Annotated in this window: 7 protein-coding genes; 3 read left to right on the top strand and 4 right to left on the bottom strand. The window is 41.1% G+C overall.

Going from position 1 to position 10,591, the window contains the following annotated elements; translation table 11 throughout:
- Position 1: 1 nt before the first annotated feature.
- From V7K98_RS18585 to V7K98_RS18600, 4 genes are all read right to left on the bottom strand, one after another.
- A complete protein-coding gene (locus V7K98_RS18585; protein ID WP_335024381.1) occupies positions 2–2,731 on the bottom strand; it encodes a peptidase M, neutral zinc metallopeptidase site in 2,730 nt (909 codons plus the stop codon).
- Positions 2,731–3,240, bottom strand: coding sequence for a LysM peptidoglycan-binding domain-containing protein (locus V7K98_RS18590; protein WP_335024383.1), 510 nt, complete (start codon positions 3,238–3,240; stop codon positions 2,731–2,733). The genes V7K98_RS18585 and V7K98_RS18590 overlap by 1 nt, the downstream gene beginning before the upstream one ends.
- Positions 3,237–5,450, bottom strand: coding sequence for an Hsp70 family protein (locus V7K98_RS18595; RefSeq protein ID WP_335024385.1), 2,214 nt, complete (start codon positions 5,448–5,450; stop codon positions 3,237–3,239). Before V7K98_RS18595 ends, V7K98_RS18590 begins: the two co-directional genes overlap by 4 nt.
- Positions 5,451–5,738: 288 nt before the next feature.
- Positions 5,739–7,400 carry a DUF3352 domain-containing protein gene (locus V7K98_RS18600; protein ID WP_335024387.1) on the bottom strand — a complete coding sequence of 554 codons (1,662 nt, stop codon included), beginning with the start codon at positions 7,398–7,400 and terminating at the stop codon, positions 5,739–5,741.
- A gap of 158 nt (positions 7,401–7,558) precedes the next feature.
- Here V7K98_RS18600 and V7K98_RS18605 point away from each other — a divergent pair, with 158 nt between their 5' ends.
- From V7K98_RS18605 to V7K98_RS18615, 3 genes are all read left to right on the top strand, one after another.
- Entirely contained in the window at positions 7,559–7,891 is a 333-nt protein-coding gene (locus tag V7K98_RS18605) for a rhodanese-like domain-containing protein (RefSeq protein WP_335024389.1), read from the top strand.
- 446 nt (positions 7,892–8,337) lie between these two features.
- Positions 8,338–9,468, top strand: a complete 1,131-nt coding sequence (gene hrcA / locus V7K98_RS18610) for a heat-inducible transcriptional repressor HrcA (RefSeq protein WP_335024391.1) — start codon at positions 8,338–8,340, stop codon at positions 9,466–9,468.
- Between the two features lie 78 nt (positions 9,469–9,546).
- Entirely contained in the window at positions 9,547–10,224 is a 678-nt protein-coding gene (locus V7K98_RS18615; RefSeq protein WP_335024393.1) for a DUF2834 domain-containing protein, read from the top strand.
- The last annotated feature ends 367 nt before the right edge of the window (positions 10,225–10,591 follow it).

The raw sequence follows: 10,591 nt of genomic DNA on the forward strand, positions 1-10,591 counted from the left end.
ATTAACGAATCTTTAGGCTGTGGTAAATTTCTTGAAAAGCAGGTTCGTCTGGACAAAGTTCATAAGCCAAATGGCCTAGTTTTTGAATTGAATCAAAAGATAAATCATGGTTTTGGATACCTTTAAGTAAGGCCTTAATAAAAAATTCAGCGACATAGTGACTAATAGAGTCATGTTGTGAGTATTTGGCACGGCGGACGGCTTCATCAAAGCGATCGCATTTCATCAAATTTTCAATATCCTTCAGTTCTTGGCTAAACCTGTAAACTTCTTGGATATTTGGATCGTCTGGACAGAGTTCATAAGCCCAATATCCTAATTGATAAATATCTTCAAATCCTAAATCCCGATTTTGGAAACCCTTGATTAATATATCTACACAAATGTCTGACACAATATTACGTAGACGTTGATGCTGGGATTTATTAGCATGTTGTACAGCTTCTTCAAATTGATTATTTTTTAATAAATTCTCAATTAATTCTAATTCTTGGTTAAATTCAATTCTCTGAATTAAGTCAATTACAATAGGATTTTGATTGTCAATTTCTTTTATTTTTTGTAGTTCTCTTAGGGCTATTGCTGGTGAAATTTGTTCATTAGCAATTTGTTCGCGTATTTGTTCTGCCTTATACTCAGCTAGATAACTTCTAGCGTCTCTACTTCCTAAAAGATCGTACCAAAACTGGGCAAACTCTAAATTTTCTTGAGATTCTGATATTGCTTGACGTTGTAATCCACAAAGTCTGTCTATTTCTTCTTGCCAATCCTTACTAGCTTGAATTTCTGGTTTTGCTTGCTTCAGAGGAATAATTGCCTCTCGCCATTTTTGTTGCTGTAGCTGATAGTAACCTTCATGATAAGCGACAAATTTCTGAGCAAATGCTGCGATATCAGAATTATCTGTGGTTGAGGGTTTTAGTTGAATTGCTCTTTGGTAATCTCCTTGTAAACAAGCAGCTATAGCTAATCCCCAATTTGTATAAAGGGAACTTAAGATTTTTTGGTTAGCATTTATCCTATTGTCGTAACTACCTTGCCATTGAGGAAGGTAATGCTGATAACAACCAGGTGTGATAAATATATCCTTTATTTTCATTCCCCACTTTGACGGTTCACCCATCAGGTTTAGAGATTCAATTTCTAACCGGTAGCTATCGCGTAAGTTTAAATATTCAATAATATTTTCACCTTTCCAAGTATCTATTAATGATGTAATTCGGCGTTTTAATTCCAAAGAGACTGAGGCAAATCCTACAGGTTTATTCTCTAGCCAAGGGACATCTTGAAGGGTAGGATCTTCAGTTATATTTGCCAACGCTGTTGAAAACGAAATTATCAAATTTAACAGCTTGATAGGGTCAGTTTGAGCAAGATAATAATTTGCTATTGTCCAATTATGTAATGTGGTAATGTTAGGCTGGACAATCCAAGCCTTTTCAGATTGATTGGCAATAATTCTCCAGTTTTTTTCTTGCCATACTTCCACTTCTAAACGTGGCTGAATATGCTCGTTGAGATTTTTTTCGACTAACGGATCGGAACCAAATTTTTGGATAAATTCTGTACTTTCTGTTTTAGCATTTTCCCAATTTTCAGCCTTTACTAGTTGCTCTATATTCTGTAGTCTTAGCAAGCGTTGGCGTTGGGAAAGGTTTTTAATAATTTCTCGTTGCTTGGTAATATTAGGAGTAGTCAACCCAAGCCATTCTTTATAAGCTACTTGTAAATTTTCTTGTTGGGCGTGGGCAAAACCCCGTAAGTAAGCAGCTTGTTCTCCAGATATAGCTTCTAGGTGAGTTAGTGCGGTTGCCCATGCTTGAGTTTTAATTGCCACAAGTGCTAACCGGATTTGGCAGTATGTAGAATTGGGTAAGAGCAATTTAGCATTTTTATAAAGGGATGCAGCCGCCTTAAAATCACCCGCTTTTTCTGCTGCTAGCCCTTGGCGATACTGTTCTCTTCCTTTAAGTGTTTGTTGTAGCTTTTGGAGTAAATCCAGTCCGTCAGAGCGAGAAAAGTTAGTCAGGGCATTTTTTAAAAGTGCGATCGCTCTTTGTAATCTTCCTTCACTTTCAGCTTGTTGCACCTTTTGAAAGGCAGCATCATAAATATCTTCTTGTTGGACTTGGGCAAGACTTACAGCGATCGCCTTTTCTAGAGACTCAGTAGAATAAAGCTTTTGTGCCTCTCGGTAAACTGCGATCGCATTTTTATAAAACCGATTTTCTGCCTGAGACTGCGCCTGTGTCACTAAAGTCAAAAACTGCTGTCGCCGTTGCAGTTCTTCTTGGTACTGCTTGATTACCCGCGAGATGCGATCGTCGTGGAGAACTTTGGTACAGCGCTGATAAATGGCGATCGCATTTGCAAGTATTTGCGTTTCTAAAGGATCGCCCGTATCTTGCTTGAGAAGGGTTTTAGCATTAGCAGCTAGTTTATCCACTTCTGCGACTTGATAGCGCCACTGCTTTAGTTGCTGAATAAAATTATCTAACAGCTTACCCAGCAGCAAATGACAAATCAAACGCTCCCAAAAACCTGGTTTTCTCGACCAGACAGCGAGAGCTTTTTCTGCAATCATTACTGCTTCTCGCAGGTGTTTGTTTTGGGCTAATTGTGCTGCTTTTTGACTGGCTTCTTTAGTCTGTGGCGCTTGTTTCCAGGCATCAATAATGCCCACTCCCAGTAAAGTTTTAGTTAAGGCATTAAAACTATCAAGGATGCTCATTAAGCGCCCTCCTTGCAGTTGGGAATTTTTAACACATCCCCTACGTCTATATCATCTTCCCGTCCTTTGAGTTGGGAGTTGGCTTTAAGCATTACTTGCCAAGAGGTTCCCTTGCCACAAAATTTTTCGGCGATCGCGCCGAGGGAATCTCCCGATTTAACGGTATAGGTAATTGGTTTTGGGGGTTCCTTGGCTGTCACAGGGGCATGAATAACTGGTAGTTTGAGGCGATCGCTAATAACTGGATTAGGAGAAGAGACGGTTAATGTGTGTAACTGTGGTTGCAAGAATAAAAAACTGCCCATTGCTCCCAACCCAATGCCAATAATCAGTAGGAGTAAAGCAACTCCTAGTTGCCATTTGGTAATTTTCACTTGTCGCAGAGGATTTTCCACCTGCGGTAATTCTTTAAGCATCCGAATTACAGAAAGGTCAGTGTCGCAGTTAGGACAAGTATCACCTTCAATTTCTTGGTAATCGCACACAGGACAGTTCAGCTTCATCTTCATCGCGTTAGCCCTGTGACAATGCTGTTGCTGGGTAACTCCTCATTTAGCCAACGCTTGACATCTGGTTGCAATTCATTCCACAAGCGATTGGCTTCCTTATCATCATCGCTTTCCATAGCGCCAAGCATCCGAGAAAGTTTGTCAGACATAGCATTTGCTTCAGTCGGTGCAACTGCGTGGGCTTGACGGATTGCTAAAAGACAAGCTTGAATAAGCTGGACTTGATCGGGTAGATTGTCAAGTTCTCGTCTTGCATCTTCACTCTGAGATTCCATCTTGGAGAGGTTATTGGTGTTGATGGCATCTTGTAATTCTTGACTCAGTTTTTGCAATCGTTCTTGCTGTGGTTGAGGAATTATCGATCCGCAAAGTTTAACTACGCGATCGCATTCATTCATTAGGTACTCGGCTTGTAGGCTTTCCTTAGACATAGATACCTGGAATTTTTTCAAGTTTGCACTAGCGCGATCGCGTAAATCGCTGCGTTCCTCTCCAGTCTTCGGATCGATGATTTGATTACTTAATTGCACCACTGGTAACGCTAACTTCAGCGCTTCTTCCACGCCGAGATGAGTTAGGTTTTGATCGTTGAGTTCTGCGATCGTTTCTTCTAATCCCTTATATATTTTCTCGTCCGATCGCCCCCGCGAAAAGGTGCAACTCACTCTTTCTGAGGGGTCATTTTTTAATGTGGCAGTCATCCCTAGACCATTATTTTTTTCATCTAACTCTAAGTTGACTAAAATTTCTGTCCCGCATGGATAGGATTGATTTAAACCCAACCAGATATCACCAATACTGTCATCTTCATATATTCCATCCAAATCTTGCCTTACTTGATCGGGGCTGAAAAATTGAAAGTGAATCAAACGTTGTCCATCAGCAGCAATTTTAAAAGTGTGGGATGTCGTCACTGGTAAAATATCACCCCGCTTAATTACTTGCTCTCTACCATCCACTAGCTTGATAAAATAATCACGAGAGACTGTAGTTACTTTGTCTGTTTGTCCAGCAGCGACAATTGCTGCACCCTCAGCCACCGCATACATCGGGCGGGGATGCACTACTACTTTATCGGCTCCGAAGGCTTCTCTGACTTTGCGTTGGACTATAGGAATTTGGCAAGAACCGCCAACTAATAACACTACATCTACCATCTCTAGGTGATGTTCAGCGTCTTCTAGTGCTTGGCGGCAAATCTGAATCGATCGCTCTACCAAATCAAAAATTATTTCCTCAAATTGCTCACGAGTGATTTCTACTTCAATAGGAATGGCAATACCCAATTCATCTAATAATTGAGTAGCGGGAGCAATGCGAGATACTGTAGCAGTGCTTAGTTCAACTTTGGCGCGTTCTACTGCTAACTTCAAATCTGCATTAAATCGCACTCGTTGATAGTGCGGCATTTTGGTAATCAAGCCATCAATATCAGCAATTCCTTCTTCCTGGGAAAATTGCTGTTTAACAAACTTGATAATCCGAGAGTCAATGTCATCTCCTCCCAACCATAAATCCCCAGCTTTTCCCAGTTCAATAAATGAAGTTCCTGCTGCTTGAATCACCGAAGCATCAAATGTACCACCACCAAAATCAAAAACTAAAATTGTTTTAAAATCATCCCCAGTTGGAGAAAAGCCGTAAGATATGGCGGCAGCTGTGGGTTCCGGTAGCAGTTCTAAGGGGGTGATTCCAGCTATGAGTGCAGCTGTGCGGGTTGCATGACGTTGTTTGTCATTGAAATAAGCCGGGATGGTAATAACTGCTTGATCTATGACTTCGCCTGTTTTACCAATTCCTTGGCGATAAGCTTGGGCATTTTGCACAACTTTTTTGAGAATTTCAGCAGAAATATCCTCTGGCTGATATTCTTTGCCTCCTAGCCAGACTGCAATACCGTTGTCTGTACCCTGACTCGGTTGAGCAATTTTGTAACCAAATTCTGACTTTTGTTTCTGTACGGCTGGATCGCCAAAACCTCTTCCTATTAGGCGCTTGATGGAAACAACCACATTTTCAGGATTAGCTCTAAGTTGGTTGTAAGCTTGCTCTCCTACCAAAAATTTATTTTGCTCACAAGCAACGATCGATCGCGTCAATTTCCTGTCTGGGGGCGTGTTATCGTTAGCTGTCACTACTTCCACTTCTGCTAGCTTAAAAGCAGCGACAGAATTCGTCGTTCCAAGATCAATGCCAATTGCCTTGCCCATTACCGATCGCTACCTGGGTATTGTGTAAATTCTTTCTGATGTATTTGATACTCGCTGCCCCCTCGAACCTAAATTTCTCAACCAGCAGCCAGTATCTATCCAAAGATTACAAATACAAATAGCAAATGCTACAGAAAATCTACGTAAATATCATGGGGCAAAAAAGGCATAAGGCAAAATACACATGATATACATCATAGCCCCCTCCTCGCTTGCGGGGAGGGGGTTGGGGGTGGGGTTCTTTTACTTCGCGCTATACCTTCTACACTTTGACTCGTTGTGAAAATCTCAGGAATTATTGAGTTGGAAGAAAACGCCACCTTTAAGCGATCGCGAGTCAGTTCCATAACTGCTGACTGTGAGCGATCGCAGATTATCAAAAAACGGTTTCCCTAAAACTTCCACTAGCTTGAGAATCGGTACTTGACGCTCTAATAAATTCTGGCTCTTTGTCCAGTCAAGATATATGTAGCCTTGGTTTGGTAAGGGAATTGCAGCAATACTATCTTTGAAACTGGGATTGTCAATTAAGAAATTATCCTTAGTTGTGAGAATTTCATCCATTGTTTCTAAGTCAGAGGTGAAAATTTCGTAATTTCCTAAAGTTGTATGCAATCCCCGCACTTTTGTTTCAATGCTAAAAGATGTTCCCTCTTTAACATCACTTTTTTTAGCAGCCGTAGTTAACTCTGTCCAAGCGGAAATTTTTTGCTTATCTATAGTTAGGGGATTAATGCTGAGTCCATTGGATGATGCGATCGCATCTAATTTAGCAATACCTTGCTCTACACTCTCAGATTTTTCCACCACAAAAATCCAATGAGGGGTTGTTTGCTCTTTCTCAGGTAACAATGCTAGGGCATATTCTCCCTGTACCCAGCTAAAAATATCCTCTGGTAAGTTTATCCCCCAACGTTTTTGAACATCCGTCAAAGGTTTTGCTAACCGAGAAAGCACATCTTCCCCAGAACCATATATAGTAGCTGTTGCTTGTCTCCAAAGTTTGGCTAAATCACTCTCACCCAAATTGCTCAAATTTGAGCCGGAAATTGCCAAACCTGCGGATGCTGGAATATACTGCAATGCTCCCACAGGTTTAGATAGTGGTGCAGATGGAGTAAGAATTTCTGATGAAGTCAAAAATGTGGTTTCTGCTAGCAATCCTTTGGGATTCAACGCCAGAGAAATAATTTCACTGTTATAAAGTTGTTCTGACAGTTCTAAGCCTTGCCATTTTGCCACAACAGGAAGATTCAAGAACGCTACAGCTAAACCCCCTTTAGGTAGTTCTTTAGTAGCTTTTTGGTATTTGGGGGAGCTAGTCAAATTTAGATCGGGTGCTTGGACGTTATTAATTGCGTCTCGCAACACTTTTAGATCGTTGGCAAACAACACAAAGCCTTCACCAACAACCGCACCTGCAAGCAAATCCTTTTCTGATTGAGAATTATCAGAAATCAGCTTTACGCCTTTGTATTGTTCAACAGCTAAGGTTGCGCCAGCTAACGCCCGTTTGGAAAACAACAACTCCACAAACTCGCGGCTTTTCTCTGGTTGCTCGGTTGCTAGTGCTAACAGATACCCTGGCTGCTGTCCGTTTTCTGAGTCTCGATCGATATCTAAGGTGGCGATCGCTAATGTAATTTCATTCCCTAACCAGGGTTGAACGTCTTGTTTATAATCTATGCCACTCTTGGCGAATAAACTGGTTTTAATTTTAGATAGTTCCTCTTCCCGATCCAACGCCTGTAACTGATCGGGATTCGCTAGCAATGAAACCATTGCAGGGGAGAGTTTCGACACAAATATGGCTGCACCAGGCTGGGAGGTAGAAGCAATGAGGTTAGCCGGACTTTTGGCAGAAAACCAGTAAAAGCCAGCGATCGCAATTACTAGCAGTGCGATCGCACCTGCGACGATAAAACCAATAAATGAACGTTGCTTATTCACATCAAACCTTTTAAAAAGACGGTTTACAGCCATTTAAGCAGAAAGCCTAACAGAATTTAACAGTCTTCTTGAGAATGGATACTCATGCAAAGACAGAGATTTTCTGTCACCATAAAATTAGATTAGGACTATTTATAGGGAATTCTTTTAGTCAACCCATGAACCAGATTAGTGTAAAAGAACTGGCACAACGTCTTTCCTCTGGTGATGGAAGTATACAGCTAGTGGATGTGCGAGAACCAGAAGAATTGGCGATCGCTAGCATTGAGGGCTTTGTCAACCTACCATTGAGTCAATTTGCCGAATGGGGAGATGAAGTACCTACCCTTTTCAATCCCCAAAATGAAACCCTTGTGCTATGCCACCACGGTATTCGCTCTGCTCAGATGTGCCAGTGGTTAATTGCTCAAGGTTTTACAAATGTGCAAAATATTTCGGGTGGTATTGATGCTTACTCCGTCTTAGTAGACCATTCAATTCCCCAGTATTAGCTTGTGTTTAGGTGCATTACTCAGATGGATCTCAATTCCATCTGGCTTTTGCTATTGTGAAAATATCACTAAATTAGTTTAAAGACTTGCCAGAAAAGTTTGCAACTTTCTCCACTAGCTAATAACTTACCGAACTTTTTGACCAAAACCTTAGCAGCGATCGCCGCAAAAATACGTATACAACAATACTTTTATCAGTGTAGAATCATGCAAAAATAAGACGGAAAAGTGATGTTATAAATTCAAACTCTCAGCTTGTGCTGCCAAGCATAGATTTTATTTAGAGCGCACTTTTAAACAATAGTTTACATGAACCTTAAAACTAATTATCACAATATAATTGTATAATTTACTATCTTAATAAATTATTAATATTCTTTGCTTTCAATCAAATCCAGAAATTTTCCAAAATTTGATTAAAATTTGCCTCTAGCAAAACATATCCTATGGAAGTCCAGTTAACAAATCGACAACAGAATATACTTTGGGCAACGGTACGTCACTACATTGCTACAGCAGAGCCTGTTGGTTCAAAGGCTTTGGTCGAAGAGTACGATCTGGGTGTAAGTTCAGCCACAATTCGCAATGTGATGGGCGTTTTAGAAAAGTCTGGATTACTCTACCAACCACATGCTTCTGCCGGACGAGTACCTTCAGATTCAGGCTATCGCATTTATGTTGACCAGTTAATTACACCTTCTCTGCGATCGCGCAGCGTGTCGCAGACAGACGCTATACGAATGGAAACTTTAGGGCGAGAAGTAGAAGTAGCACTGCAAAAGCATCTCCAGTGGGAAGATCGGAGTTTAGAAGCCCTACTGCAAGGAGCCGCGCAAATTTTAGCAACCTTGAGTGGTTGCATTAGCTTGATTACCATGCCGCAAACGACTACAGCGTTATTGCGACATCTGCAATTAGTGCAAATTGAAGCGGGGCGGATTATGTTAATTGTTGTTACTGATGGTTATGAGACACATTCCAAATTGATGGATTTGTCGCCAACACCAGAAGAAACACAACGGGATTCAGAGGTAATCGATCGCGAATTGCAGATTGTTTCTAACTTTTTGAATACCCATTTACGAGGGCGAAGTCTGTTGGAATTAGCCAACCTCAATTGGAGTGAACTAGATCAAGAATTCCAACGCTACGGAGAATTCTTGAAAAATTCAGTTGCCGAATTGACTCGTCGCACTCATGCGCCGACTACAACCCAAATTATGGTTCGGGGTGTGTCAGAAGTTTTGCGCCAGCCAGAATTTTCCCAATTACAGCAGGTACAAACCATTATCCACCTGCTGGAAGAAGAACAAGACCAACTATGGCGATTAATATTTGAAGAACCAGAATCGGAGGATGGGGGAAAATCAAGGGTAACGGTTCGCATTGGCGCAGAAAATCCATTAGAACCGATCCGCACCTGCACTTTAATTTCCTCCACCTATCGCCGAGGTTTAGTAGCAGTAGGAAGTGTGGGAGTTTTAGGGCCAACACGCCTAGATTATGAAAGTGCGATCGCAGTTGTGGCATCTGCTGCTGATTACCTCTCAGAAGCCTTTAGTTATTTTAATCCTTAATTAACTAACAATACAATAGCAGGCAGATAGCCCAATTTATAGTGGCAAAATCAATAATTAATCCTACTTAAATCTTTCATGGTTAGAAAAATTGCCTTTGGCTTCCTGTGGTTAGGATTCACTATCTATGCTTTTTTCCTCGCTCCTCCTGAGCAACCCGGTACATTCGAGTTAATTAAAAACCTTTCTACTGGCCAGTGGCAAGGTGTTAACCCGTTAGTCATAGCACTATTTAACCTGATGGGTATCTGGCCTCTCATCTACAGCACAGTAGTGTTTATTGATGGTAGAGGGCAAAAAATACCTGCTTGGCTATTTACTATAGCCTCTTTCGGAGTCGGAATGTTTGCCTTGTTACCCTACCTAGCCCTTAGAGAACCAAATAATAAGTTTGTCGGTAAAAAGAATATCTTGCTCAAGCTGCTAGATTCTCGTGTGACTGGGATTGTGTTGACTCTAGCCACAGTTATTTTAGTTGCCTACGGTTTAAAAGGAGGAGATTGGGGCAGTTTTGTACAACAGTGGCAAACAAACCGTTTCATCAATGTAATGAGTTTAGATTTTTCCCTATTTAGCCTTTTATTTCCCGCATTACTAGGGGATGATATGGCGCGTCGCGGTTGGAAAAATCCACAGATATTCTGGTTAATAGCGTTGATACCGCTATTCGCTCCCTTGATTTATTTATGTGTGCGTCCACCTTTAGCAGAGATAGGTGTCGAATCAATACCCACTCAGCAGCCAGCCGCAAATTAAAGCACTTTTTTACGGCTGCTGGATTCTCGTTTTTTTGGGATTGTTTTGAATTTTGGGGCAACACACCTAAATAATAAAAGTGCGTAGCATAAGGATAACCCTTTCTAAATATCGAGAGCCTCCTTCTTTCGTTGATCTGGGGATTTTCTGTTGCGGGTGCGTAAATCCTAAGAGAAAAGTTTTTTCTGAAAGTACTTTACAAAACGCAATAACTCCTTTAAGATGTGTAACAGGTAGTCAAACCTACCTAATTCATCCGCAAATAATCGCATTTATAAAACCATGACAGCAACGATCCAACGCCGCGAAAGCGCCAACGTATGGGATAGATTCTGTGAGTGGATCACCAGCACCAACAACCGGATTT

The organism is Nostoc sp. (assembly GCF_036917435.1).
Classification (GTDB): domain Bacteria; phylum Cyanobacteriota; class Cyanobacteriia; order Cyanobacteriales; family Nostocaceae; genus Nostoc.